Origin of the sequence: Morganella sp. GD04133 (genome assembly GCF_029835375.1) — a bacterium.
Taxonomy (GTDB): domain Bacteria; phylum Pseudomonadota; class Gammaproteobacteria; order Enterobacterales; family Enterobacteriaceae; genus Morganella; species Morganella morganii_B.
The window spans coordinates 1-26,758 of sequence record NZ_JAODZS010000025.1; the positions used below are offsets into that span (position 1 = coordinate 1).

Here is a 26,758-nt window from a genome sequence, read left to right on the forward strand (position 1 = left end):
GGCATCGTATTATGCCGGGCTTTTTTATCAATACCGGTTAAGTGCATAAACCGGTACAATTCATTCAACAATTAGCGAGTGGCTTTATTAAAAAACATCTCTGCTTTATTCTCCTCTATATAACACTTCCCTGTTAACGCCTCGTAAAATGGCTTCCAGTTTCGTGACCAGCTGGATTGGGTTAAATCAGGAACAAGATGCTTAATTGCATTGTATGCCACAGATGATGGTACCCGCCGGTAACCTCTTCCGGAACAACGCGGGCAATCCTTGATAACCGGAACGCCTTGTAACAATGTCTGTTCCTCATCCGGAACTTTTCCCCGGCCTCTGCACTGGCACCGGTGGGTTAACTGCCCTTCCCATTGCAGGTCATACACAGTTCGCCAGCGCACTCAGTACGGACTATCGGCTCAACAATCACAGTACCCTCCATATTGGTGATACCCGGATGCTTCACCACCCCTTTCCGGCGATAAATCAGTCCTTTTCCGCCGCAGTCCTGACACTGGCAGACAGAACCCGCTGAACGGGCGTAATCCTCAAACGCCATTGGTGGTTTGCCTATCTGATAACATCCGTGATTGTCCGTCTGTCTCCCGGCGCGGGCGCGATTGCGGCCATTGCCGGGTTGCAGACCGGTCTGTCACTGCTGATCATTTTGGTTGGTGTCGGATTGGGGACATTACTGTCACAATCGGTTCTGGCCTTTGAAATACTGAAATGGGCCGGCGCGGCCTATCTTATCCGGCTGGGGATCCGCCAGTGGCGGGCAGCGGGAACCATTGAACTGAATACACCGGCAGCAACGCTGTCACGCAAAAAGTTGTATCAGAACAGCGTGCTGGTGAATATCTCGAATCCCAAAAGCATTGTTTTTCTCGCGGCGCTGTTTCCGCAGTTTTTTATGCCGCACCAGCCCCAGCTGATGCAGTATCTGATTCCGGGGATCACCACGGTGGCGGCGGATATTATTGTGATGACAGGGTATGCCGTACTCGCGCGGCAAATCGCGGTATTTATCAAAAGCCCGGCACAAACCCGCGCCATGAATAAAGTGTTCGGATCATTATTTATGCTGGTCGGTGCCCTGCTGGCCTTTACCCGTCCGGCCTGAACCGGAATACGCCCCGTTATTTGCGGGGCGTTATATCGCTACTCAAAAACATCATTAATAATGTAGGTCACCACCGCGGTACTCAGTGCAATAAGCACTAAATCGTCACCGGCTATTTTCCACTCATAGCCCGGATAATGCGGCAGTCGGTCACGCATATGGGCAGGTACTGCGCGTTTTGCAATGCCCGGAGGGAGTGGTTTTCCTCTGGCAAGGTTTTTCGCTATTCCCGGCGGCAGCGCGTGATATCCGGGTAATCCGTTTTCTGACGCCAGCCAGCGTGCCTGTGCGTAAGTCAGATCTTTTTTGTACTTATGGTAATGATTATCTCTGTGCTTATAATGACCGTGATTATGCTCATACCGGTGACCGTGTCTTTTATCATGATCCCGGTCCGCATAAGACGCTACCGGAGCGACTAAAAGTCCGGTCATCAACAGCACTGCGTTACATACCTGTGTCAATCTGCGCATAACACAACCTCTGCGTATCAATACTGATAATGAGCGTGGATCATTCCGAAAAATTACGCAATAGGATATCCGGACAACATGATTCGCCACTGTACTGAAAATTGGTTATCATCCCCTTCCGCTTTTTATCCGGATAGCCCGATGTCTGACATTACCGATACCTTTATCGCCCCGCCGTGCCCTGAGCAGATTGATATTCTGCATCAGGATGAACACCTGCTGCTGATTAATAAACCGGCCGGGCTTCTCAGTCTTTCGGGAAAAAATCCGCAGAATCTGGATTCTGTGCATTACCGTCTGGTGCAACTGTTTCCCGGCTGCACATTGGTACACCGGCTGGATTTCGGTACCTCCGGGCTGCTGGTGGTAGCCTGCAACAAAGTGATCAATGCCGCACTTTGTCGTCAGTTCAGTCAGCGTACAGTGCAGAAAGGTTACAGTGCCCTGTTGTGCGGGCATCTGAATGAGAATGAAGGAATAATTGATGCGGCGATTGCCAAAGATCCGGCACTGTTTCCGCGCATGACGCTATGTGCTGTCCGGGGAAAACCGGCCCGTTCACATTATCAGGTGACTGAGCGCTTTTATTATGAAACGGAAGACGGACTCTCTCTGCCGGTCACGCGGGTGGCACTGACACCGGAAACCGGTCGCACGCATCAGCTCCGCATTCATTGTCAGTATCTGGGCCATCCGATTTTAGGGTGTGATCTCTATGGCGGGAAACTATTGCCGGGTACTGAAAATATTCCGCGGCTGATGCTGCATGCCGGGGAGCTGGATTTTGTGCATCCGGTCAGCGGCGAACCGATCAATGCCCGCAGTCCCTGCCCGTTCTGAACAGGGGAAGCAGGCAGATTCAGATCACCACATTAAATCATCCGGGATTTTAAAATCAGCATACGGGTCGTCTTCGTCTGCTTCGTCCTGTGCCAGCGCATTATTTAACACAATGCTTTCCGCATCACGCTGTGTGATTTTATCCGCAACAACCGCCGGGATAATGGCATATTCACTCACACTGCTGTTTTCCGTGCTTAACCGGGCAATTGCCAGGCGCCCGCTGATCAGCTGAGACTGTGTGGTTTTGTCCACGGCAATGCTTTTAATCACGTTGTTGTCGGTGAAATTAAAATCAATATTGCCTTTTGAAATAATAATCCGGTTCATTTCAATCAGCTGTTTCACCTGAGCTTTATATTCCCGGGATAAAACAGCCTGTTTTTGCTGCTCACTCAGCTGTTTATCACGCTCAAGCTGCGCTTTTTTATTCTCTTCCACCGCTTCTCTGGCCTCACGGGCCTGAACACGCGATTTTTTTGCTGTTCTGCGGACTTTGTCCATTTTTTTGCTGGTCACCAGTCCGGCTTTCAGCATCTGCTCTTGTAATGTGAGTTTTGTCATTGTCTTTTCTGAATCAGTTTAATATTGCCGGTAATTATACCGGTAATTTTCAGGATTGTATCCGGTACGTCAGGCCAGCTGCATTTTCAGCCAGTAACCCTGCTGGCACAGACTGAAAAATTCTTTGTGCTGCGGAGAAACCGTTTTCGCATTATCCCCGGTGACAGACCAGACTATCCACTGCTCGGGGCACTGTTCGTCTCCGCTCTGTACGGCAGTTTCTATCTCTTCACTGCACATCAGCTCAATACCGTCGCGGAACTGCCATTTGCGGACCCGCCGGATCACTTCGGAGAGTTCATCTTTCTGATAATGGTCACAAATCGCATTGCAATCAGTATGGTTTTGTATCGCGCGGGAAATATAGTCTGCCAGCATCATGAACATTCTTGTACTTTTGTCATAGCGCAGATTGTAAAGGGTCTGCTGCCGGTTGACAAACGGCGGCCGCTGTCACGCTTTTTGTAAAATGGTTAAACCTGCGCGGATTTCAGCCGGTAAACCCGTTATAGTTAAGATTCCGCAGTCATACGGGGAAGACAGAATGAAACGCTATTATAACTGGATCTGCCGCCATAAGCTGTACACCTTGCTTATCGCCTTTATTGTGACGGATATCATTCTGTGGGCAATTTTATCTTTCACAATGTGAATAACATCACCCCCAGTATTTCACGCTGTTTTTTATGACAAAACTTGTTAAGATAATTCGCAGAATAATAACAGTAACCCGTCTGTGATGAGGTTACTGATTTAACCTTAACAAGGAGAATGCAATGTCGTTTGAATTACCTGCACTGCCTTATGCAAAAAATGCATTAGCGCCCTATATTTCTGAAGAAACACTGGAATACCACTACGGCAAACACCACAACACTTATGTGCTTAATCTGAATAACCTGATCAAAGGCACCGCGTTTGAAGGTAAATCACTGGAAGAGATTATCAAAACCTCTGATGCCGGTATCTTCAATAACGCCGCCCAGGTCTGGAACCACACGTTCTACTGGCACTGCCTGGCACCAAACGCCGGTGGCGAGCCAACCGGTAAAATTGCGGATGCGATTAACAACGCGTTCGGTTCATTTGCCGAATTCAAACAGCAGTTTACCGATGCCGCAGTGAAAAACTTCGGTTCCGGCTGGACATGGCTGGTGAAAAAAGCAGACGGCAGCCTGGCTATCGTCAATACCTCTAACGCGGCAACCCCGGTCAGCGGTAACGACAAACCCATCTTAACCGTCGATGTCTGGGAACACGCTTATTATATCGACTACCGTAATGCCCGTCCTAAATACCTGGAAAACTTCTGGGCATTAGTGAACTGGAAATTTGCGGAAGAAAACCTGGCGTAATCCGTAAAAATACTGTTAACCAAGAAAGGGCGGAATTTTCCGCCCTTTTGTATTGATGGGGGTGTATCAGAAAAGCATTGTTGCAAATAATACGATCATAACCAGTGCCGCAACTGCGGTTGACAAACCATATTTCAGATCTGTATCCATTCCTATCTCCAAAATAGCTGCTTAATGACCAATGATGATTACCTGACATCCTGAATCATCAAAATAATTAAAACGGATGGTCTGACCGGAAAATCCGAATAGCTGACCATATCAATAACCATAGCACAGGTAATATTTTTTACTTTTGACCCGGATCAGACAACAATGCCTGTTTTTACAGAAATTTTTCTATTGTTACCGCATAATGGCACTATAATAGCAATCGATTAACCGAATAATAAAATACAGACCGGCAGGTCAGGAGTTGTTTTCATCATGGCAACGATTAAAGATGTGGCTAAGCGCTCGGGCGTCTCTACCACAACCGTCTCCCATGTCATTAATAATACCCGTTTCGTTGCGGAAGAAACGAAGGCGGCTGTCTGGGCTGCTATCAAAGAGTTGCACTATTCACCGAGCGCCGTGGCGCGCAGTCTGAAAGTCAATAACACCAAGTCCATCGGGCTGCTGGCCACCTCCAGTGAAGCGCCGTATTTTGCGGAAGTGATTGAGGCGGTGGAAAACAGCTGCTACAGCAAAGGCTATACCCTGGTGCTGTGCAACTCTCACAATAATCCTGACAAGCAGAAAGCCTACCTGGCGATGCTGGCACAAAAGCGGGTCGATGGTCTGCTGGTGATGTGTTCTGAATATCCGGATCAGCTGATTGCCATGCTGGAAGGCTACCGCAATATCCCGATGGTGGTAATGGACTGGGGCAAAGCGCGCGGGGATTTCACCGATGCGATTATTGATAACGCCCTGCACGGCGGTTATCTTGCCGGCCGTTACCTGATTGAACGCGGTCACCGTGATATCGCGGTTATTCCGGGGCCGCTTGAGCGAAACACCGGCGGCAACCGTCTGGAAGGATTCCGCAAAGCAATGAAAGAAGCCGGCATTACAGTGCGTGATGAATGGATTGTTCAGGGCGATTTTGAACCGGATTCCGGTTATCAGGCGATGGCACAGATTTTATCCGGCAAACAGCGCCCGACCGCGGTATTCTGCGGCGGGGATGCCATGGCGATGGGCGCGATTTGCGCGGCTGATGAAATGGGCCTGCGTGTCCCGCAGGATATTTCTGTGATCGGGTATGACAATATCCGTAACGCCCGCTACTTTACCCCTGCCCTGACCACCATCCACCAGCCGAAAGAGCGGCTGGGACAGATGGCGCTGACCATGCTGCTCGACCGTATCGTCAACAAACGCGAAGATGCACAGACTATTGAGGTGCATCCGCGCCTGGTCGAACGCCGCTCCGTGGCAGATGGTCCGTTTATCGATTACCGCCGCTGAGGATCAGCGCAGCCATTCGGCATTGAGTGTACTGCTGTCCCCGAGATAATCGAGCAGCCAGCTCAGTGCCGGAGAGGTATCTTTATCCACCCAGGTGATACAGCACGGGCTGTCCGGCAATGGCTGCTCTATCTTCAGCGCTGCCAGCCGCCCCTCTTTAATCAGCGGATCGGCCCGGTGCGCCGGCATCATTGCCACACATAATCCCGATTCCACACAGGCAATCCCGCGATCCCAGTCCGGCACCACCAGGCGGCGCTGATTATCCAGTGCCCACGTGTCGCGTTTCGGCAGGGAACGCGAGGTGTCTTCCAGACATAAACTCGGGTACGGCACCATCTCCTCATTGGTCAGGACATGACCGGCAGAGGCCAGCGGATGATCCGGGCTGACCACCGCACGCCACGGCATAAACCCCATATCACGGAAATTATAACGCTCGCCGATCGGGGATGCGCGTGTCGCGCCGATGGCCACATCCACCCGTCTGTCCACCAGCGCATCCCACACCCCGTTAAACACCTCCGGATAAATATACAACTCGATATCCGGAAAATGATGATAAAAATCCAGCAGAAGTCGCGTTATCCGTTCCGGTTTTACGATACAGTCAACGGCGATACTGAACTGCCCGCGCCAGCCGTTGGCAATCATCTGGCACTGGTGGCGTGTGGATTTCATTTTTTTGATAACATCACGCGCTTCTTTAACAAATAATGCCCCGGCAGGTGTCAGTTCAACATCCCGGTGACGTCGTTCAAACAGCGGAACCGCCAGCCACTCTTCCAGCTGACGGACGCTGTAGCTGATGGCAGAAGGCACCCGGTGCAGTTCCTCTGCCGCCGCACTGAAACTGCCTGTCCGTGCCACAGCATCCACCACATCCAGCGTATATTCTGACCACACAATTCTTCCTTTCAAAAAATTTCACAGCAGTGTGCAAATAATAACGTTTTACAAAGAAAAACTCGAATAGTTAAAATAACAACTCACGCATTACACTTATTTAACATTCAGGTATTTCTCTGTGACTGTCAATAAATCGCCTTCCCGCGGCTTTCTCTTTTATCTCGCCGGGCTCAGCATGCTGGGTTACCTCGCGATTGATATGTATCTGCCTGCATTCGGTATGATGCAGGACTCTCTGAACTCCACTGCCAGCGCTATCAGCGCCAGTCTGAGTATCTTCCTGGTCGGTTTTGCCATCGGCCAGCTGTTATGGGGACCACTCTCCGATAAAATCGGCCGCAAGCCGGTTCTGCTGATGGGTCTCGGCCTGTTTGCCCTGAGCTGTCTGGCCATGGTCTGGGTTTCCACCCCGGCGCAGCTATTATTACTGCGCTTTGTGCAGGCGGTCAGCGTCTGCTCCGCAGCGGTCACCTGGCAGGCGCTGGTTATCGACCGTTATGATGATCACCGCGCGCAGCGTGTCTTTGCCGCGATTATGCCGCTGGTGGCACTTTCCCCGGCACTGGCGCCGTTACTGGGCGCATGGCTGCTCAACCACGGCGGCTGGCATGAGATTTTCCTCGTACTCGGCGGGATCACCCTGCTGGTGCTGATCCCGACCCTGATGCTGAAAGAAAAGCGCCATATTGCGCCGGATGCAGCCAAAACAGAAAAACAGAAGATCTCCTTCTTCCGTTTGCTGAAGTCCCCGGTCTACAGCGGTAACGTGCTGATTTATGCCGCGTGCAGTGCCGGTTTCTTTGCCTGGCTGACCGGTTCGCCGTTTATTCTGCGCGATATGGGTTATAACCCGAATGATATCGGCCTGAGCTATATCCCGCAGACGATCGCCTTTATGGTCGGAGGCTACGGCTGCCGTGCCCTGCTGTCGCGGATTAACGGTAAAACCCTGCTGCCGTTCCTGCTGGCCGGTTATGCCGTCAGCATGATCGGGTTGTATGTTATGGCGAAATTCAGCAACCCGTCACTGGTGGCGATCCTGATCCCATTCTGCTTTATGGCGGCAATGAATGGTGCGTCTTACCCGATTGCGGTATCAAACGCCCTGGCGGTTTATCCGGAGCACAGCGGTAAAGCGGCAGCATTGCAGAATGCCATTCAGCTCGGCTTATGCTCTGCGATCAGTTTTCTGGTCTCCGCGCTGATGCATGCTCCCCTGCTCTCCACCACCGCCGTCATGGCGGCAACCGTGGTACTGACTATCGGCGGTTATATTATTCAGCGCCGCTCTTCGCGCACCTCCGTGACTATTGCGGAACAAAATCAATAGACTGCAACACGTATTAAGAATATTCCTAATTACGGGCCGTACTCATGTACGGCTTTTTTTGTCATTGAATTTTAATTTCAGGCTCCTATACTTTTCTGACAATTCGTTTTAAATCCGGATTTTGAGCTTTGTTTTTGTCTTAACGATCACGTTAATACGCAGACTGTCACCCGTTGACGGCCAATCACACCGGTTCTGTTGTTCCCGCGCAAAACGTCATGAATAAAGCTCTCAGAATCCCGCTTTGATAAAAATTGGAGATAATATGAGTTCTGATTGTGTCGAAAATCAAAAAACGTCTGCTGATTCCTGGCAGCGGATTGCCTCCGATCTTTTAGACGAAGCCGGCATTGAGGTTAATGGTTCCCGTCCTTTTGATATTCAGGTGCATAACAGCCAATTCTTTAAACGGGTTCTGCAACAGGGCTCGATGGGACTGGGCGAAAGCTATATGGATGGCTGGTGGGACTGTGAGCGGTTAGATATTTTCTTTCAGCGGGTATTACGTGCCGGACTGGAAAATAAGCTGCCGCAGAATATTAACGATATTATAAAAATCGCCATGGCCCGCCTGCGTAATCTGCAAACCAAAAAGCGGGCGCGGATTGTCGGCGAAGAACATTATGATCTGGGTAATGACCTGTTTGAGCTGATGCTCGACCCGTATATGCAGTATTCCTGCGGTTACTGGAAAGATCTCAGTGATGACCCGGCCAATCTGGCGAAGGCGCAGGAGCAGAAGCTGCATCTTATCTGTGAAAAATTACAGCTGAAACCGGGTATGCAGCTGCTGGATATCGGCTGCGGCTGGGGCGGACTGGCGGCGTATGCTGCGAAACACTTCGGTGTGTCAGTGACCGGTGTGACCATTTCCGCCGAACAGCAAAAATATGCTCAGGCGCGCTGTGCGGATCTTGACGTAAATATTATCCTCGAAGATTACCGCGATCTGCATGAGCAGTATGACCGGATTGTGTCTGTCGGGATGTTTGAGCACGTCGGACCGAAAAATTACGCCACCTATTTTGATGTGGTTAAACGCAACCTGAAACCGGACGGCTTATTTTTACTGCACACTATCGGTTCAAACCGCAATAAAGTGAATGTGGATGCCTGGATCGGCAAATATATTTTCCCGAACGGTTGTCTGCCGTCTGTGCAGAATATCGGCGACAGCAGTGAAAATAAATTAGTGATGGAAGACTGGCATAATTTCGGCGCTGATTATGACCGGACACTGATGGCGTGGCATTCCCGTTTTCAGGCGGCCTGGCCGTCACTGGAAAATAATTACACGCCGCGCTTTAAACGAATGTTCACCTATTATCTTAACGCCTGCGCCGGTGCATTCCGTGCCCGTGATATCCAGCTGTGGCAGATATTATGGAGCCCGCAGGGTTGCGAGGGCGGATTACGCGTTCCGCGCTGACTATCCTGCCCGCAATAAACTATCCGTAATAAATAATCCGGTCTGACAAAAATCAGTACCGGATTTTTTTATCTGAATACAATCAGTCCTGTGGTTTTTCTGTTGGTGCCGGTGGTGTCAGGCTTTCCTGCAACTGCTGCATTTTCTGCGCCAGCACCCGCTCGGTGGTATCAACAATCGCCTGAGTCTGCGGATCCAGCTCAATATTCACTTTATCGCCCAGCCGTTTTTTACCCAGCGTAGTGCGCTCACGGGTTTCCGGAATCAGATGCACGCAGAAACGGTTATTCACCACATCCCCGATAGTCAGGCTGATACCGTCAATACCGACAAAGCCTTTATGCAGGATATATTTCATCAGGGCTTTATCTTCGATACGCAGCCAGATCTGATAATTATTTTCAGAGACAAAAATCTTGGCAATTTCCGCCGTGGTGACAATATGACCGGACATAATATGCCCGCCGATTTCATCACCGTATTTGGCGGCTCTTTCCAGATTGACCACATCGCCGGTTTTAATGCTGCCGAGATTGGTCAGCCTTAAGGTTTCCTTAACCAGATCAAAACTGATTAAATCCCCGTCTATTTTTGTGACTGTCAGACAGCAGCCGTTATGTGCCACTGATGCGCCCGTTTCTATCCCGGCCAGCATATCCGGCGGGAATTTCACAGTGTGGGTACGAAAGTTTTCTTTTTCTTCGATGGCGACAACGGGGCCTTTGCCTTGTACAATCCCGGTAAACATGCGGATCTCCAGTCAGTATTCGGATAGATTTATGCAGTTTATCCTGAAACAAAGAATTAAACAGCCCTTCCCGTTACATCCCGCACATTTAATTGTATTGGCTTGTATTTGATTAATCGTTAGAATGATTTTTCCGCCTGATCCGGTAAATGTGTTACGAATCCCGGAACGTCTTTCCTCCTCCTTTTATCAGAATAAATAAGGTGTATTACGTGCAGAAGTATTTGAAAGAAGCGCGTACTTTGCTGGCTCTTGGTATTCCCGTTATTATCGCGCAGTTTACACAGACAGCGATGGGCGTGGTTGACACTGTGATGGCCGGCAGAGTCAGTGCGACAGACATGTCCGCCGTGGCTGTCGGTACCTCCATCTGGCTGCCCGCTATCCTGTTCGGTCACGGTCTGCTGATGGCGCTGACCCCGGTGGTCGCGCAGCTCAACGGCTCCGGCCGCCGTCCGATGATTGCCAACCAGATCCGTCAGGGTATGTGGCTGGCGGCATTTTTGTCCGTTCTGGTCATCGCGGTGCTCTATAACAGCCGCTACATTATTGAAAATATGCCGCATATTGACCCGGTTCTGGCTGAAAAAGCGGTCGGATTCACCCACGCTATTATGTGGGGTGCGCCGGGTTATCTGTTTTATCAGGTGCTGCGCAGCCAGTGTGAAGGGTTATCGAAAACCAAACCGGGGATGGTGATTGGTTTTCTCGGCCTGCTGGTGAATATCCCGGTCAACTATATCTTTATTTACGGGAAATTCGGTGCGCCTGCTCTCGGCGGTGTCGGGTGTGGTGTCGCGACCGCTTCCGTGTTCTGGGCAATGTTCCTGTTTATGCGCTGGTATGTGAAACATGCCCGTTCACAACGGGATGTACAGCCGAAAAGCCGCTTCAGTCCGCCGGACTGGGCAGTAATAAAGCGGATCACCCAGCTCGGTCTGCCGATTGCCCTGGCGCTGTTCTTTGAGGTCACGCTGTTTGCCATTGTGGCCCTGCTGGTTGCGCCATTAGGTGTCACCGCCGTCGCCGGACATCAGATTGCCCTGAACTTCAGCTCACTGATGTTTATGTTCCCGATTTCACTGGGGATCGCCACCACTATCCGTATCGGCTTTAACCTCGGAAAAAGTTCCACGGAAAAAGCACGGGTATCCGCCTATACCGGGCTGGGTGTCGGGCTGATGATCGCGGCTATCACCGCCCTCTTTACTGTGCTGTTCCGTGAGCCTATCGCCCTGCTGTATAACGATAATCCGGAAGTGGTGATTATGGCCTCCGGCCTGATGCTGTTTGCCGGTATCTATCAGCTGTCGGATTCGGTTCAGGTGATCGGTGCCGGTGTGCTGCGTGGTTATAAAGACACGCGCGCCATCTTCTATATCACCTTTACGGCTTACTGGATCCTCGGCCTGCCGTCCGGTTATCTCCTCGGATTAACAGATCTGGTGGTACCGGCGATGGGCCCTGCCGGGTTCTGGATCGGTTTTATCATCGGATTAACGGCCGCAGCCATCGGTATGGCATGCCGGATCCTGTGGTTACAGAAACAGCCGGACAGTTTTATCCTGCAACGCGCCGGTCGTTAACGGCTTTTTGACAGGGGAAATGCACAATTTTCAGTCCGATAGCATTAAATACGAGCAATCGGACAAGAAAATGTGTTTTTCCCCTTGCAAGAACCGGCTCTGATCGTTAATATTCGTCCCCGTTGTCAGCGAAGATATTAAAGAATGCGTCCATAGCTCAGTTGGTTAGAGCACCACCTTGACATGGTGGGGGTCGGTGGTTCGAGTCCACTTGGACGCACCATTTACGTCGCAAAGCAATTATCACACAGTGCGTCCATAGCTCAGTTGGTTAGAGCACCACCTTGACATGGTGGGGGTCGGTGGTTCGAGTCCACTTGGACGCACCATTTCTCAGCAGTTCCGTTTTACCTCCCTTTTCAGTTCATCCGATTTTCAGTCCGTTACCCTCTTCTGTTCTTATTGTACCTCTGCGTATCAATACGGCTGATTTCTTGCGTTACCGCAAGAATGTCTCCCGCCATACGCCATAGCTTACGTAATCATCCGATAGCTGCTATCCGGACGGCATGATATAAGCTAGTAAGATAATTAATCAAAGGATGGTTACATATGCTGTATATTGATGATAATGGAATAGTAAAGTCAAATCGTATAAAAACTAAGATATTCAGCCATATTGAACGCGGAAGAATGGATAAGGTGAACGGTATCGTTGTTCACCAAACCAATACCTCCGCTGAGACTCATGTTTTTAATAGTTATAGTCATGCTGGTAGTAATGGCGCTCATTTTTTAATCGATAAGGATGGTGTTATTTATCAGACTGCCTCTCTGTTTAAGGTCACATGGCATGTAGGAAAAATGAAATCACGCTGTTTGATTGAGAAAAAATGTGAACCTTCAGAGCTGACAAAAATGGCCAACCTTGAGTTAAAAGGAAAAACCAAGGAAATTTCTGATATAGAAAAAACCAGATCATTTCCGAATCGTTATCCTGGTAACATGGATAGCATTGGTATTGAAATAGTCGGTAAAGCATACGGTATTAAAGGAAAAACTGTGGAAGAATATGAAAATGTTAATCCGCAACAAAATGCCTCTCTTAAATGGCTTGTGTCTGAATTACTGGATTCTATGGATATTTCAGCATCTGAGGTGTACAGACATCCTGATGTAGGCAGAAAAAATGAAACAGAAGCGAGCACAGCATCATGGTAAAGATGAAATACATTTTGTTACTTTTAATCGCTATCATGCCTAATTTACTGAATGCTATAGCTTTGAAAAACATAGAAATTAAAGACGCCGGCATTACAGTTACCAAAGATCCTGCTGAGGGTGAGATAAACGCCTGCAAAAAATTCAAACCAACTAAGCAGCAACTTATAGCGTTTTTTAAATCATCTGAAGTCTCGAAAGAGAACAAATGGTTGCATGAATATTACTCTTCATGTGTATCAACCGGAAATGTTGAGTTCGAAAATGGTGTATCCGGTGAATGGGTTCTGCAATCCAGTGGTCTTGGCATGGTTATCCCGGATAATGGCGATTCTATTTATTTTTTCCGAAAAGATAATTCATGGGAAGACCCAATGGCAGGTACTTATGGGTTAGAGAATTAATCTGATTTTAATGAAAGATATCAGATGATTGCATAAGTCCAATGATATTACGCGGGTGAATGGGTTATACATAAATCATCCGCGCCTTCCCCAAATTATTTATACACCCTGTGCAGCAGGCTGCTCTGCCCCATAAACACTGTTAAAATACACAGTTATAATGTTCAGATACCATTTTGATTTAAAGAGGTTCACAGGTAACACCAGACAACCGAAAAAACCAAAATGCTAAAATTTCTGATTTTATGATTCAAATCACACTAATAACCCTCTATAATGACCGCATGGTTGTTGAATGGATTCAGCTTGCTGATTTATAAGCACTGAAACAGAGAGGCGTGGTGAAAAACACGCTATACTGAATCTGTTTTTTTACAAAAACGACTAATTTTAATAACCGGGGATCACGACAATTGCCTGTTCTTACTGATACGGTGTGAATACAGGCGGTTGTTCACTATTTACTCTCAATAACTGTAGATGGGCTGTCATGAAAAAGACGAAAATTGTTTGTACTATCGGACCTAAAACCGAATCAGAAGAGAAACTCGAAGCACTGTTAGATGCCGGCATGAATGTTATGCGTCTGAACTTCTCCCACGGCGATTACGAAGAACATGGTCAGCGCATCAAAAATCTGCGTGCTGTCTGTGCGCGTACCGGTAAGAAAGCAGCCATTTTACTGGACACCAAAGGCCCTGAAATCCGTACCATCAAACTGGAAGGCGGCAATGATGTCGCACTGGTGGCGGGTCAGACCTTTACCTTTACCACAGATAAATCTGTCATTGGCAACAATGAGCGTGTTGCTGTCACTTATGCCGGTTTCGCACAGGATCTGAAACCGGGCAATATCGTTCTGGTCGATGACGGCCTGATCGGCATGCGTGTCAAAGAGACCACCGCAACAGAGGTTATCTGTGAAGTTCTGAATAACGGCGACCTCGGCGAAAACAAAGGGGTTAACCTGCCGAATGTGTCTATCGGCCTCCCTGCTCTGGCAGAGAAAGATAAACAGGATCTGATTTTCGGCTGTGAACAGAATGTTGATTTCGTTGCCGCTTCCTTTATCCGTAAACGTTCCGATGTGGATGAAATCCGTGCTCACCTGAAGGCCAACGGTGGCGAACATATCCAAATCATCTCCAAGATTGAAAACCAGGAAGGAATGAACAACTTCGACGAAATCCTCGAAGCTTCTGACGGTATCATGGTTGCCCGTGGTGACCTGGGTGTGGAAATTCCGGTGGAAGAAGTGATTTTCGCGCAGAAACTGATGATCGAAAAATGTAATACCGCCCGTAAAGTGGTCATTACCGCGACTCAGATGCTTGACTCCATGATCAAAAACCCGCGCCCTACCCGTGCGGAAGCCGGTGACGTTGCCAACGCCATCCTCGACGGTACCGATGCGGTTATGCTGTCCGGTGAAAGTGCGAAAGGGAAATATCCGGTTGAAGCTGTCAGCATCATGGCGACCATCTGTGAGCGCACTGATCGCGTGATGCACAGCCGTCTCGGCGATTTACCGGCCGGTAAAAAACTGCGTGTGACTGAAGCGGTCTGCCGTGGTGCGGTTGAGATGTCAGAAAATCTGGATGCCCCGCTGATTGTGGTGGCAACCGCAGGCGGTAAATCCGCGAAGTCTGTCCGTAAATACTTCCCTAAAGCCCCGATTCTGGCGCTGACCACCAACGAAACCACAGCCCGTCAGTTACTGCTGGTGAAAGGCGTGACCACCAAACTGGTGAACGAATTCTTATCAACCGATGATTTCTACCGTATCGGCCGTGAAGCTGCGCTGGAAAGCGGCCTGGCCACCAACGGTGAAATCGTGGTGATGGTATCCGGCGCATTAGTGCCGAGTGGTACCACCAATACCTCATCCGTACAATTACTGTAATATTTTCAGCATTATCTGAATTAATGAGAGCACCCGCTGCGCGAGTGCTTTTTTTATTCTAAACTGTAAGGGAACAGGAAATGAAGCAACGGGCCGCAGAATAATTGCTGCTTTCTGAATACGGAGTGATACCTCACAGTCTTATCAAACTCCGCATCAGATTATTTGGTTGAGAATTACGCAATTGCCGTTTTTTTTTGATTTATTTTGCGGTTTCAGGAAAATTATCTTTGTAAACGCTGAATTTCTATTCTCTTTCCCTATTGAAATGTGTAATATCATTACTGCTACTTGGTGATTAACTTTAATCTAGAGGGTATTAAAATGGGTCGTTCTAAGATTGTATTAGGTGCTGTAGTTTTAGCTTCTGCATTATTAGCAGGTTGTTCTTCTAACGCTAAATTTGACCAACTGGACAACGACGTTAAGACGCTGAATGCCAAAGTTGATCAACTGAGCAACGATGTTAACGCAATCCGCGCTGATGTTCAGCAGGCTAAAGACGAAGCAGCACGCGCTAACCAGCGCTTAGACAACCAGGTTCGTTCTTACAAAAAATAATTTGTAATCACGACCTGAAGAACGGGTGGCGTAGCATATATTATGTTACGCCATTTTTTATGCCTGCGATTTACGCCGGATATAAAAAAACCGCCTCACAACGGAAGCGGTTTTCATTTGTCACAGCGTAAAAGGAAGATTACTCTGCGCTGTTTTCCTCACGGACAATCGGCCCCGGCTGGGTTAACTGACCCGGAGCGAAATCAGCCGGTTGCAGATTCAGTGCTTTCACTTCCGCTTCTTCATCCATTTCCACCGGTGCAAAGTTGGTTTTCTCTGCCGGTACCGCTTCCTGCTTATATTGCGCATCACGGCTGACATTGACCGGCATACCGGAGCGGCGTGCTATCGCCTGCTCAACGATGGCGCTGTTGGTATCCGGAGACTGAATAAAGCTGGTCAGTCCGGCGGAACGGGCAATCGGCATCGTCTGCGGGTCGTCATTCTTATTACGGGACAGCGGCTGATGCACTTCCACATAACGCTGACCATCCGGCTCAATGGCATATTTCACCGGCTCATTCACGATCTGAACCCGCGTACCTTTCGGAATGGTGTTAAACAGCGCTTCGATATCATGCGGACGCAGACGGATACAACCGGAGCTGACACGCATACCGATACCAAAGTCCGCATTGGTGCCGTGGATCAGGTACTCACCGCGGCCATGAGCCAGACGCAGAGCAAACAGCCCCATCGGGTTTTCCGGACCGGCCGGGATAACTGCCGGTAAGGTGATCCCCTGGGCGGCATAGGCTTTGCGGATATTCGCGGTTGGTGTCCAGGTCGGATCTTTGATCAACTGGGAAACTGAGGTGGTCATCACCGGGGTATCACGCCCCAGCTGACCGATACCAATCGGGTAAACCCGCACGGTATTGGTACCCTGCGGGTAATAAAACAGACGCAGTTCCGCCAGGTTAATGACAATGCCCTGATGCGGGGTGTCCGGCAGGATCAGTTGTGACGGGATAATCAATTCGCTGCCGGGTTTCGGCAGATACGGATCTGTCCCCGGGTTAGCTTCCAGCATTGCCAGCAGGCCAATGCCGTACTCTGCTGCAATCGCTTCCAGTGAGCGCCCGTCATCCGGCACAATATAGGTGACGTTTTCACCGATGACCCGGCCCTTGTCCGCAGGGAGTTGATATTCGGTTGCCCGGGCTGTTAACGCAGTGACCGCTAACAACAGCCCGCCCAGCAACGGGAGAATTCGTTTCATTCCAGATCCTCAGCTGATGGTATAAAAAAATACGTGGCCGCTTTCCGGCCACGCCAGGTAATATATTATTAGCAGAGTAAGTAAAAGGGAACGATGTTTTATCTCATTTGCTGCGTGTTTTGTATGATTGTTCTGACCATGGCGTTCAGCCCCTGAGTACGGGACGGGGTCAGATGGACAGAAAGTGCCAGTTCCGAAAAGATCTTTGCGATATCCAGGTCACGGATTTCCGCCGGTGTTTTCCCCTGATACAGCGCGATAACCAGTGCCACCAGACCTTTGACAATCGCGGCGTCACTGTCACCGGCAAACCAGACCCGCCCTTCCTCATCCTGTTGCATGATGATCCAGACCTGACTCTGACAACCCGATATTTTATACTGCGGCTGCCGCTGTTCCTCTGTCAGCGCCGGTAATTTTTCCCCCAGCTCAATCAGATACAGATAACGCTCCTCCCAGTCATGACAACGGGAGAAATTGCGCAGTAATTTTGCCTGATCCGGCAGCGTAATTTTCATCAGGACCCTTAACCCAGCAGTTTGGCGGTACGTTTCAGTGCGTCCGTCAGTATATCAATATCAGCTTCCGTGGTGTAGAGCGCCAGTGAGGCACGGCACATAGCACTGACACCATAATGCGCCAGCAACGGTTGTGCGCAGTGATGTCCGGTACGGACAGCCACGCCGTAGCGATCCAGAAATGCACCGGTATCAAAAGCATGGTGCGTCCCGAGGTTAAAGGCGATCACCCCTTCCCGCTGTGCATTGCCGTACAAAATAATACCGGGTACCTCTGCCAGCCGGGTCAGTGCATACTGCATGAGTGTGTGCTCATACGCGGCAATCTCCGCCATTCCGATGTTATTCAGATAATCCAGCGCGGCTCCCAGGCCGATAATGCCCTGGATATTAGGCGTTCCCGCCTCAAAACGCCACGGCACATCCGCATAGGTAATGCCGTTTGTCAGGCTGACCTCTGCGATCATGGCACCGCCGCCTTCGCGGGGCGGCATATTATCCAGCAGAGATTTGCGTCCCCACAAAATGCCAATGCCGGTCGGCCCGTACACTTTATGGCCGGAAAATGCATAGAAATCACAATCCAGCGCCTGAACATCCACCGGCTGATGCATTGCGCCCTGAGCACCGTCCACCAGCACCGCCAGTTCTCCCCCGGCGGCACGGCTCAGTTCGCGTGCCTGCGCAATAATCGCTTTCACCGGGTTCACAGTGCCGAGCACATTAGAGAGATGGGTAAAGCTCAGCAGCCGGGTGCGATCGTCGATCAGTGCCGGTAATTTACTCAGCACCAGAGTGCCGTCATCCGCCATCGGTAACACACGGATTTCAATCCCCGCATTCTCTGCCAGCATATACCAGGGCACAATATTGGCGTGATGTTCCATCTCCGTAATAATGATATTGTCACCATCATTGCAGAACGCACGACCAAAACTGTCCGCCACCAGATTGATGGCTTCCGTGGTGCCTTTGACAAAAATAATTTCTTCCGTCAGCGGTGCATTGATAAACGCCGCCGCTTTCTGCCGCACCGCTTCCGTGGCAGCCGTGGCCTCTGCACTTAAGGTGTGAATGCCGCGGTGAACCGCGGCATAATGGTGAGCCGTAAAATCACTCACCGCATCAATCACCTGCTGAGGTTTCTGGGCGCTGGCGGCACTGTCGAGATAAACCAGTGGTTTGCCGTTCACCTCCCCGGCCAGTACCGGGAAATCGGCCCGTAATTGTTGCACAGGATAACTCATGACTGCTTATCCCCCAGATCCAGCGACTGACGAATACGCGCCATCACAACCTTATTCAGAACGTCATCGCTGATCGTATCAGTCAGTTCTGCGGCAAACGCGAGGATGATCATCTGCTTCGCGGCTTTTTCGGCGATCCCGCGTGTACGCAGATAAAACAGCTGCTCTTCATCAATCCGCCCGACCGTTGCACCGTGGCTGCATTTGACATCATCGGCATAGATTTCCAGCTGTGGTTTGGTATCGATTTCCGCTTTCCGGCCCAGCAGCAGATTATTGTTGGTCATCTGCCCGTCTGTTTTCAGCGCATGCGGTGCCACTTTGATCATGCCGTTAAATACCGCGCGGCTGTTATCCATCACAATGGTTTTATGGCGCTGACGGCTTTCACAATACCCTTTGTTATGTTCCAGGTACGTGCGGGTATCAGCAATTTCGCCGTGTTTCGGCAGTACCAGGCTGTTCATGGCCAGCACAATACCTTCGCCGTTAAGCTGTGTGCTGGTGTGATGCCGGGTCAGTTTGCCGCCGAGCAGAAAACTGGTGCTTTCGACACGGGCATGGGCGGCAATCACCAAATCATTATGGGCGAAATGGTACGCCTGCGGATTTTCAAATCCCAGTTTCAGATGACGGAAATCACTGTTTTCACCAATAGCGGCGGTCATCCGCGCACCGGTGAAATGGGCGGATTGTTCATCCGGACTGATAAAGTGCTCAATCACCGATACTGACGCATTCGCACCGATATCGAGGTGATAGCGGCTGTGACGCATATTCAGGGCATCATGATGTGCCGTTGAAATATTGACGATATACAGGGGTTTTTCCGCCTTTGCGCCTGCTTTCACGCGGATCATTAACGGCGTTTGCGCCAGGCTTTCAGTCAGGTGCAGGAAAATTTCGCCGTTAACCGGTGCCGGAAATTCACTGCGACTGTCAGCCACTGACAACTCAAACACACCAAAATCCGTATCACTCCACTGCGGCGCAAACACGCCGTCCACCAGTACCACGCGGCAGGCATTCAGTGACGTCAGCACAGCCTCCGGCAAGGTATCCAATGTGCCGGTCTTATCCTGATAATCTGCCTCCAGCAATGGCGTCAGTGACGTATAGTGCCAGTCTTCCTGATGAAAGGCCGGGAAGCCGGTTTTCTGTGCCTGCTGCCAGTGCTGCGCCGCGTGTCCGGAGAGCGGATGCTGCGCGATAAGCTGCGCTATCCGGCCCATTGCGGCCAGGTTGCGCTCACTGACCTCACGGCGTTTCAGCGCGCGTTCACTGTTGGTCAATAAGCCAGCCATATCCCTGCTCCTCCAGTTTTTTCGCCAGTGAGAAATCACCGGATTTGATGATTTTGCCCTGATACAGCACATGAACAAAATCCGGCTTCACATAATCCAGGATGCGCTGATAGTGAGTGACAATAATAAAGGCGCGATCCGGACTGCGCAGCTGATTCACGCCGTTAGCCACGGTTTTCAGGGCATCAATATCCAGCCCGGAATCCGTTTCATCGAGAATACAGAGCGATGGCTCAAGGGCAGCCATCTGCAGGATATCGTTACGCTTTTTCTCACCGCCGGAGAACCCGACGTTCACCGCACGTGTCAGCAGATCCTGCGGCATATTCAGCAGCTCAATTTTATCTTCGATAAAATCCGCAAAATCAAAGCGATCCAGTGCTTCTTCACCACGATATTCGCGCACCGCATTGACTGCAGTTTGCAGGAAGAACTGGTTACTTACCCCGGGAATTTCCACCGGGTACTGAAAGGCGAGGAAAATACCTTCACCGGCACGATCTTCCGGTGCCAGTTCCAGCAGGTCTTTACCTTTAAAAGTGACGGTTCCGCTGTCAATTTCATACTCTTCCCGCCCGGCCAATGTGGCAGACAGGGTACTTTTACCGGAGCCATTCGGCCCCATAATGGCGTGGATTTCCCCCGGTTTCACATCCAGTGATAACCCTTTGAGGATTTCGTTACCTTCCACGCTGACATGCAAATCGTTTACGCTTAACATAATGTACTACTCCGTCCTGCCGGTTATCCCGCAGGCGCTGATTCTGATGTATTAACCGACACTGTGTTCCAGGCTGATCGCCAGCAGCTTTTGCGCTTCAACGGCAAATTCCAGCGGCAATTCAGAGAACACATCTTTACAAAAACCATTAACAATCATTGAGATGGCATCATCTTCGCTGATCCCGCGCTGTAAGCAGTAAAACAGCTGGTCTTCGCCGATACGCGAGGTGGTAGCCTCATGCTCCAGCTGCGCACTGTTATTCATCACTTCCACATACGGGAATGTGTGTGCGCCGCACTCTGTGCCGATAAGCATGGAGTCACACTGGGTAAAGTTACGGGCGTTTTCCGCGCCCGGCAGTATCTTCACCAGTCCCCGGTAGCTGTTCTGGCTTTTCCCGGCGGAAATCCCTTTCGAGATAATGGTGGATTTGGTATTGCGGCCGATGTGGATCATCTTGGTACCGGTGTCGGCCTGCTGTGTGCCGTTAGTCAGGGCAACAGAGAAGAATTCACCGACCGAGTTATCCCCTTTGAGGATCACACTCGGGTATTTCCAGGTAATGGCCGAGCCGGTTTCAGACTGTGTCCACGACATTTTGGAATTTTCGCCCTCACACAGTGCCCGTTTGGTGACAAAGTTGAGGATCCCGCCTTCACTGTCACCGCCGGAGAACCAGTTCTGCACAGTGGAATACTTCACTTCCGCATCCTTATGGATGATCACTTCCACAACCGCCGCATGCAGCTGATAAGTGTCACGCACCGGTGCGGAGCAACCTTCAATATAGCTGACGTAACTGCCCTCATCCGCAATCAGAATGGTACGTTCAAACTGACCGGTTTTAGCTGCGTTAATGCGGAAATAGGTGGATAACTCCATCGGGCAGCGCACCCCTTTCGGGACATAAACAAAGGTGCCGTCAGAGGCAACCGCTGAGTTAAGCGCGGCAAAAAAGTTATCGTGATTGGATACCACGGTACCGAGGTATTTCTGCACCAGTTCCGGATAGTCGTGAATCGCCTCCCCGAACGAGCAGAAAATCACACCGTGTTTCTTCAGCTCATCACGGTAAGTGGTTGAGACAGACACGGAGTCAAAAATCGCATCGACTGCCACCGCCTGCCCTTCGCGAACCGGCACACCGAGTTTTTCAAAAGCCTCTTCCACTTCACTGGTCAGGAAACTGCCTGCCGGACTTTGCACCGCCCCCGGCTGTGAGCCGCAGGTATCATCACACGAGCCGCATGACGGCGCGGAGTAATAGCTGTAATCCTGATAATCCAGCTGCGGATACTTCGCCTTCAGCCAGTGCGGCTCTTCCATCCCCAGCCAGTGCTGAAAAGCCTCCAGCCGGAAATTGAGCATCCACTCCGGTTCATTTCGTTTGGCGGAAATGGCGCGGATCACATTTTCATTGATCCCTTTCGCCAGTTCATCGGTGGCGACGTTAGTGAAGAAGCCCTCTTTATAGCGTCCGTCATTCAGCCAGGTTTGGACGTCTTCACCAATCTCTGCATTGCTCTGAGACATAATATGGCTTCGCTCTTAAACCCCGAAGCTTTCACCACACCCGCAGGCATGCTGAGCTTTCGGATTATTAAATTTAAATATCTGATTCAGTCCTTCACGGACAAAATCCACTTCTGTGCCATCGATAAACGGCATGGCTTTGCGCGGAACATACAGCCGGGCGCCGTCGCGCTCAAACAACATATCCTCTGCATCCGCCTGATTAATCATTTCAAAAACATAACCAAACCCGGCACAACCGGATTGTTTGACACTCAGGCAAAGCCCGATACTGTCCGGGGTATTTTTCATCAGTGTCACAATCTGTTTTGCAGCAGCCACTGTCAGTGTGATCCCTGTCCAGTCGTTGTCATTCAGTGAAAAGGTTTCCACCGGGTTGGTGCTGTGTGTTGCCATTATTGACCTCATAAAATTCGACGGGAGCTCTCCGTAAACACCATGTTAATGATAATATTTCTCACTTCAACCACTTGCTTTGAAAGGACATTCCGATTATTGCTTAAATAATAGACAAGTGTATCAGACAAGCGTTATCATTTTTGAGCGAAAAGTGAATTAATTTATTGTTTGTAAAAGAGATTATTTATCAATGATAAATGCTCATTACCGTACCGATCAGTACAGTATCAATGGCACAAAAGGAACATTATAAATACGACTTTTGCAGAGAAGTGCCGGTACACGGAAATTCCGGGCAGAATTCACGTAATACCGGCTGATATGTTGCTCAGATGTTATTTTTTTGACCCACGCAGAATCGCAGTGGTCAGACGGGAAATACAGCATAACCGCTGCTGTTCATCAAAAATCTCAATAGACCAGACCTGCTGATTGCGCCCGAGGTGTACCGCCTTACAATAACCGGTAACAACACCACTGCGCACCGCACGGACATGGTTAGCATTAATCTCAACACCGACCACGGTTTCATCCCCTTCACTGCACAGATATCCGGCTACCGAGCCGAGGCTTTCCGCCAGTACCACCGATGCCCCGCCGTGCAGCAGGCCGTGCGGCTGTTTGGTCCGGTCATCGACCGGCATCGTCGCGATCAACTGCTCCGGCTCCACTGCCGTGAAGACAATGCCCAGGTGGCTGAGCATATTCCCTTCCGAGATGCGATTCAGTTCTGCCGGTGTTGCAGGTCGTTTCCATATCATTAATAAGCTCTCCGCGTCGTGTTTTATCCCGCTATCAGGATACCAGTGTCAGCAGCGCCTGCAACGGGTGCAGCATCACGTTACCTTCCATCCGCTTTACCTGGCTGCGGCAGGAGTATCCGGTAGTCAGGCAGCGTTCTGATGGCAGCGACTGGTACGGCTGCGCCCAGGAAAGCTGATAGATTCCTTTCGAACGCGCCAGGTTCGGCATCTCATGACCGTAAGTCCCCGCCATACCGCAACAACCGGTACTGACCGATTGCAGTGTTGCACCAAAACGGCGGAACAATTTCTGCCAGATTTTTACACTGTCCGGCAGTGCAGTGGACTCGGTACAGTGGCTGAACAGATACCAAGGGGGAGTATCCCCACTGACATCTTTCACCGGTAATAAATCCGTATATTCCGTCAGAAATTCATGGACTAACATCACGCGGAACTGCTGTTTCTCCGGTGGCAGAACGGTTTTGTATTCATCGCGGTAACAGAGCACCAGCGCCGGATCGACACCCGCCATCGGGCAACCGAGCCGCGCCACCCGGTTGAGGAAATCCGCTGTTTTGTTTGCCGTGCGGGCAAACCGGGAAAGAAAACCTTTAATATGCTGCGCTTTTCCGTTCGGGCTGAACGGCAGCAGCACCGGCTGAAAACCAAGCTTTTCCGCCAGCGCGGCAAAATCGGCCACCACTTTTGCGTCAAAATAGCTGGTGAACGGATCCTGAACAATAAAGAGATAACGTCCGGCCCGGCGCTGTTCCTCACTCATGCTTTCCAGCATTTCCAGGGTGACGGAAACCGCGTTGCTCCCCGCCAGCTGCTGTTTCAGTGACGGTGACGACAGCAGCGGTAAATCCGTCATACCCACTGTTTTTTCACTGAGTTTCTGCACCCACGGCTGTTTCAGGAAAAAGTTAAACACCTTTGGCGCTTTCGCCATCAGCGGCGCACCGGCTTCCACATTCGCCACCAGATGGTCACGCAGCGGGCGCAAATAGCGCCCGTGATAGAGTGCCAGAAACCGGGCGCGGAATTCCGGAACATCAATTTTTATCGGGCATTGTGTGGAGCAGGCTTTGCAGGCCAGACAACCGGACATCGATTCCTTCACTTCATGGGAGAAATCATATTCCCCGCGGGATGCCCGCCGCGTATTGCCGATTTTTTCAATCAGTCCGCGCAGAGAAATCCGGCTCTGCGGTACAGCCTGTGATAACAGCGCCGGGTCCGTGCCCTGCTCTGCCAGCAGCCGCAGCCACTCTCTCACCAGTCCGGCACGGCCTTTCGGTGAATGAAAGCGCGATTGCGTCACTTTCATTGACGGGCACATCGGACTTTTGACATCAAAATTAAAACACAGGCCGTTGCCGTTACAGTTCATCGCTCCGGAAAAGGTATTTCTGACCTCAACGGGGATCGTTCTGTCATAGGTGCCGCGCTTAATAGCATCCACCTGCATCATTGGTGCGTCACGGGTTAACGGCGCACAGATTTTGCCGGGATTAAGCCGGTTTTCCGGGTCAAATGCCCCTTTGATACGGCGCAGTTCGCGATACAGCGTGTCACCGAAAAAAGCCTCACTGTACTGCGCCCGGAATCCTTTACCGTGCTCACCCCACAGCAGTCCGCCGTATTTGGCAGTCAGCGCAACGATATCATCGGAAATCTGCTTCATCAGCATTTCCTGTTCCGGTGAGCACATGTCCAGCGCCGGACGCACGTGTAGCACACCCGCATCCACATGACCGAACATGCCGTATTCCAGATGATGGCTGTCCAGCAGCGCGCGGAACTCAGTGATGTAATCCGCCAGATGTTCCGGCGGCACACAGGTATCTTCGACAAACGGGATCGGTTTTGCCGCCCCTTTACTGTTACCGAGCAAGCCCACCGCTTTTTTGCGCATTGCATAAATACGCTCAATACCACTCAGTTCACGGCAAACCTGATAGCCAATCACACCCGCCTCATTATTTGCCATCAATGAATCCAGACGTTCACACAGTGACGCAACCTGTCCGTCGATAAGCGCTTCATCATCCCCGCAAAATTCAACGATATTTAATCCCAGCAGGGTTTTATCCGGCACATCCGTGATCAGTTCACTGACGGAATGCCAGACGATATCTTCCCGCGCCAGATTCAGCACTTTTGAATCCACGGTTTCCACTGACAGCGCCTGAGCCGCCACCATAAACGGTGCATTGCGCAGCGCGGAATCAAATGCATCATATTTGACATTCACCAGGCGGCGCACTTTCGGGATTGGCGTGATGTTGAGTTTTGCCTCAGTGATCACCGCCAGTGTGCCTTCCGAGCCGGTCAGGAGACGGGTCAGATCAAAGGTCTGCATATCATCACTGAAAACATGGCGCAGATCATAACCGGTCAGAAAACGGTTAAGTTTCGGAAAGCTGTCCAGGATGGTTTGCCGGTGAGTTTCACAGCTCTCCAGTGTGGTGCGGTAAAGTTCCCCGGCCACACTTTCCTCCTGTGCACAGCGTCGTGCCTCACTGACCGGCAGCGGTACGGTATCCAGCAAATCGCCGTTAAGCAATACCGAGCGCAACCCCAGCACATGATCAGACGTTTTGCCGTACACCAGTGAGCCCTGCCCGGAAGCGTCAGTGTTAATCATCCCGCCCAGCGTGGCACGGTTGGAGGTGGATAACTCCGGTGCGAAAAAATAGCCGTACGGTTTCAGATATGCATTGAGCTGATCTTTAATCACGCCCGCTTCCGCCCGCACCCAGCCCTGCTCCGGGTTAATTTCCAGGATACGATTCATATAGCGGGATAAATCGATCACCACCCCGTTATTCAGCGACTGACCATTAGTGCCCGTACCGCCGCCGCGCGGAGTAAAAGTAACCGACCGGAATTCATCCTGTGCGGCGAGGCGCATCACCAGAATCACATCGGCGGTTGAACGCGGGAAAACGATTGCCTGCGGCAGAAGCTGATAAATACTGTTATCGGTCGCGAGTGTCAGCCGGTCGCCATAGCGGGTGGTAGTATCACCGGTAAATCCGCTTTCATTGAGGGCGTGAATATAACGTTCAACCGCTGGGCTTACCTGAGGGGAGTGCGTTAATCGTGGGATCATTATCTGCGGCTCTTTTATCATAAATGGTCACATTGCAAATCTGACAATATAATTATGTGGTTAACTCTTCATTCTGATGCATGATTCATGAGAGAATATTCACCTTAACACACAA

At 50.5% G+C, this 26,758-nt stretch carries 27 protein-coding genes and 2 tRNA genes; 13 read left to right on the top strand and 16 right to left on the bottom strand.

Translation table 11 applies throughout. The features are described 5' to 3' along the window. Positions 1 to 71: 71 nt before the first annotated feature. Positions 72 to 395, bottom strand: coding sequence for an antitermination protein (locus N7387_RS13270; protein WP_347815234.1), 324 nt, complete (start codon positions 393 to 395; stop codon positions 72 to 74). Further along, positions 350 to 553, bottom strand: coding sequence for a hypothetical protein (locus N7387_RS21405; protein ID WP_347815235.1), 204 nt, complete (start codon positions 551 to 553; stop codon positions 350 to 352). The genes N7387_RS13270 and N7387_RS21405 overlap by 46 nt, the downstream gene beginning before the upstream one ends. Between N7387_RS21405 and rhtB the strand changes: the two genes are divergently transcribed. Beyond that, the gene (rhtB, locus tag N7387_RS13275) at positions 539 to 1,117 is read left to right on the top strand and encodes a homoserine/homoserine lactone efflux protein (protein ID WP_279799658.1); all 579 of its coding nucleotides are present in this window, start codon (positions 539 to 541) and stop codon (positions 1,115 to 1,117) included. The genes N7387_RS21405 and rhtB overlap by 15 nt on opposite strands. Before the next feature lie 38 nt (positions 1,118 to 1,155). Here the strand turns inward: rhtB and N7387_RS13280 are convergent, their stop codons facing one another. Then, a complete protein-coding gene (locus tag N7387_RS13280) occupies positions 1,156 to 1,551 on the bottom strand; it encodes an anti-virulence regulator CigR family protein (protein ID WP_279799542.1) in 396 nt (131 codons plus the stop codon). Between the two features lie 180 nt (positions 1,552 to 1,731). Between N7387_RS13280 and N7387_RS13285 the strand changes: the two genes are divergently transcribed. Beyond that, positions 1,732 to 2,430, top strand: coding sequence for an RluA family pseudouridine synthase (locus N7387_RS13285; RefSeq protein ID WP_279799545.1), 699 nt, complete (start codon positions 1,732 to 1,734; stop codon positions 2,428 to 2,430). A gap of 24 nt (positions 2,431 to 2,454) precedes the next feature. On the opposite strand, the gene N7387_RS13290 is transcribed toward N7387_RS13285, so the two are convergent. Continuing rightward, on the bottom strand, positions 2,455 to 2,994 hold the full coding sequence (locus N7387_RS13290; protein ID WP_025152987.1) for a DUF2058 domain-containing protein: 540 nt from the start codon (positions 2,992 to 2,994) through the stop codon (positions 2,455 to 2,457). A gap of 69 nt (positions 2,995 to 3,063) precedes the next feature. Further along, positions 3,064 to 3,375 (bottom strand): hypothetical protein, encoded by a 312-nt coding sequence (locus N7387_RS13295; protein ID WP_279799549.1) that lies wholly within the window; start codon positions 3,373 to 3,375, stop codon positions 3,064 to 3,066. A gap of 395 nt (positions 3,376 to 3,770) precedes the next feature. On the opposite strand from N7387_RS13295, the gene sodB reads away from it, so the two are divergent. Both sodB and purR read left to right on the top strand, forming a co-directional pair. Continuing rightward, positions 3,771 to 4,349: a superoxide dismutase [Fe] gene (gene sodB / locus N7387_RS13300; RefSeq protein WP_279799551.1), complete on the top strand. Its 579-nt coding sequence runs from the start codon at positions 3,771 to 3,773 to the stop codon at positions 4,347 to 4,349. A 426-nt stretch (positions 4,350 to 4,775) separates the two neighbouring features. Continuing rightward, the gene (gene purR, locus N7387_RS13305; RefSeq protein WP_025152991.1) at positions 4,776 to 5,801 is read left to right on the top strand and encodes an HTH-type transcriptional repressor PurR; all 1,026 of its coding nucleotides are present in this window, start codon (positions 4,776 to 4,778) and stop codon (positions 5,799 to 5,801) included. A gap of 3 nt (positions 5,802 to 5,804) precedes the next feature. Here purR and punR read toward each other — a convergent pair whose 3' ends face one another. Next, positions 5,805 to 6,707 (bottom strand): DNA-binding transcriptional activator PunR, encoded by a 903-nt coding sequence (gene punR / locus N7387_RS13310; RefSeq protein WP_262861047.1) that lies wholly within the window; start codon positions 6,705 to 6,707, stop codon positions 5,805 to 5,807. Positions 6,708 to 6,828: 121 nt separating this feature from the next. Between punR and punC the strand changes: the two genes are divergently transcribed. Together punC and cfa are read left to right on the top strand one after the other, a co-directional pair. Then, positions 6,829 to 8,040: a purine nucleoside transporter PunC gene (gene punC / locus N7387_RS13315; RefSeq protein ID WP_279799555.1), complete on the top strand. Its 1,212-nt coding sequence runs from the start codon at positions 6,829 to 6,831 to the stop codon at positions 8,038 to 8,040. 265 nt (positions 8,041 to 8,305) lie between these two features. After that, the gene (gene cfa, locus N7387_RS13320) at positions 8,306 to 9,469 is read left to right on the top strand and encodes a cyclopropane fatty acyl phospholipid synthase (protein WP_279799558.1); all 1,164 of its coding nucleotides are present in this window, start codon (positions 8,306 to 8,308) and stop codon (positions 9,467 to 9,469) included. Positions 9,470 to 9,551: 82 nt separating this feature from the next. Here cfa and N7387_RS13325 read toward each other — a convergent pair whose 3' ends face one another. Then, positions 9,552 to 10,217 (bottom strand): riboflavin synthase subunit alpha, encoded by a 666-nt coding sequence (locus N7387_RS13325; protein WP_262862000.1) that lies wholly within the window; start codon positions 10,215 to 10,217, stop codon positions 9,552 to 9,554. 212 nt (positions 10,218 to 10,429) lie between these two features. On the opposite strand from N7387_RS13325, the gene N7387_RS13330 reads away from it, so the two are divergent. The 7 genes from N7387_RS13330 (at position 10,430) to N7387_RS13360 (ending at position 15,832) form a co-directional block, all read left to right on the top strand. Continuing rightward, complete coding sequence (locus N7387_RS13330) at positions 10,430 to 11,803, top strand: MATE family efflux transporter (protein ID WP_262861051.1); 1,374 nt, start codon at positions 10,430 to 10,432, stop codon at positions 11,801 to 11,803. 146 nt (positions 11,804 to 11,949) lie between these two features. Beyond that, positions 11,950 to 12,026 (top strand) — tRNA-Val (locus N7387_RS13335). A 29-nt stretch (positions 12,027 to 12,055) separates the two neighbouring features. Then, positions 12,056 to 12,132 (top strand) — tRNA-Val (locus N7387_RS13340). Between the two features lie 223 nt (positions 12,133 to 12,355). Further along, positions 12,356 to 12,964, top strand: a complete 609-nt coding sequence (locus N7387_RS13345; protein WP_279799561.1) for a peptidoglycan recognition family protein — start codon at positions 12,356 to 12,358, stop codon at positions 12,962 to 12,964. Next, positions 12,958 to 13,368, top strand: coding sequence for a hypothetical protein (locus N7387_RS13350; RefSeq protein ID WP_279799562.1), 411 nt, complete (start codon positions 12,958 to 12,960; stop codon positions 13,366 to 13,368). Before N7387_RS13345 ends, N7387_RS13350 begins: the two co-directional genes overlap by 7 nt. Before the next feature lie 490 nt (positions 13,369 to 13,858). Continuing rightward, positions 13,859 to 15,271 (top strand): pyruvate kinase PykF, encoded by a 1,413-nt coding sequence (gene pykF / locus N7387_RS13355; protein WP_262862001.1) that lies wholly within the window; start codon positions 13,859 to 13,861, stop codon positions 15,269 to 15,271. Positions 15,272 to 15,595: 324 nt separating this feature from the next. Next, a complete protein-coding gene (locus N7387_RS13360) occupies positions 15,596 to 15,832 on the top strand; it encodes a major outer membrane lipoprotein (protein WP_004239093.1) in 237 nt (78 codons plus the stop codon). A 139-nt stretch (positions 15,833 to 15,971) separates the two neighbouring features. Here N7387_RS13360 and N7387_RS13365 read toward each other — a convergent pair whose 3' ends face one another. From N7387_RS13365 to N7387_RS13405, 9 genes are all read right to left on the bottom strand, one after another. Continuing rightward, positions 15,972 to 17,054 carry a L,D-transpeptidase family protein gene (locus N7387_RS13365; protein ID WP_262862002.1) on the bottom strand — a complete coding sequence of 361 codons (1,083 nt, stop codon included), beginning with the start codon at positions 17,052 to 17,054 and terminating at the stop codon, positions 15,972 to 15,974. Between the two features lie 98 nt (positions 17,055 to 17,152). Continuing rightward, positions 17,153 to 17,572 (bottom strand): cysteine desulfuration protein SufE, encoded by a 420-nt coding sequence (gene sufE, locus N7387_RS13370; protein WP_279799565.1) that lies wholly within the window; start codon positions 17,570 to 17,572, stop codon positions 17,153 to 17,155. A gap of 8 nt (positions 17,573 to 17,580) precedes the next feature. Next, entirely contained in the window at positions 17,581 to 18,819 is a 1,239-nt protein-coding gene (sufS, locus tag N7387_RS13375; RefSeq protein WP_279799566.1) for a cysteine desulfurase SufS, read from the bottom strand. Then, a complete protein-coding gene (gene sufD / locus N7387_RS13380) occupies positions 18,816 to 20,123 on the bottom strand; it encodes a Fe-S cluster assembly protein SufD (RefSeq protein ID WP_279799568.1) in 1,308 nt (435 codons plus the stop codon). The genes sufS and sufD overlap by 4 nt, the downstream gene beginning before the upstream one ends. Further along, entirely contained in the window at positions 20,098 to 20,844 is a 747-nt protein-coding gene (gene sufC, locus N7387_RS13385) for a Fe-S cluster assembly ATPase SufC (protein ID WP_262883829.1), read from the bottom strand. Before sufC ends, sufD begins: the two co-directional genes overlap by 26 nt. 51 nt (positions 20,845 to 20,895) lie before the next feature. Then, a complete protein-coding gene (gene sufB / locus N7387_RS13390) occupies positions 20,896 to 22,380 on the bottom strand; it encodes a Fe-S cluster assembly protein SufB (protein ID WP_262883830.1) in 1,485 nt (494 codons plus the stop codon). Between the two features lie 15 nt (positions 22,381 to 22,395). Beyond that, on the bottom strand, positions 22,396 to 22,776 hold the full coding sequence (gene sufA, locus N7387_RS13395; RefSeq protein WP_279799570.1) for a Fe-S cluster assembly scaffold SufA: 381 nt from the start codon (positions 22,774 to 22,776) through the stop codon (positions 22,396 to 22,398). 338 nt (positions 22,777 to 23,114) lie between these two features. Further along, positions 23,115 to 23,540 (bottom strand): hotdog fold thioesterase, encoded by a 426-nt coding sequence (locus tag N7387_RS13400; RefSeq protein ID WP_279799572.1) that lies wholly within the window; start codon positions 23,538 to 23,540, stop codon positions 23,115 to 23,117. Positions 23,541 to 23,574: 34 nt separating this feature from the next. Next, on the bottom strand, positions 23,575 to 26,643 hold the full coding sequence (locus tag N7387_RS13405; protein WP_279799573.1) for an FAD-binding and (Fe-S)-binding domain-containing protein: 3,069 nt from the start codon (positions 26,641 to 26,643) through the stop codon (positions 23,575 to 23,577). Between the last annotated feature and the right edge of the window lie 115 nt (positions 26,644 to 26,758).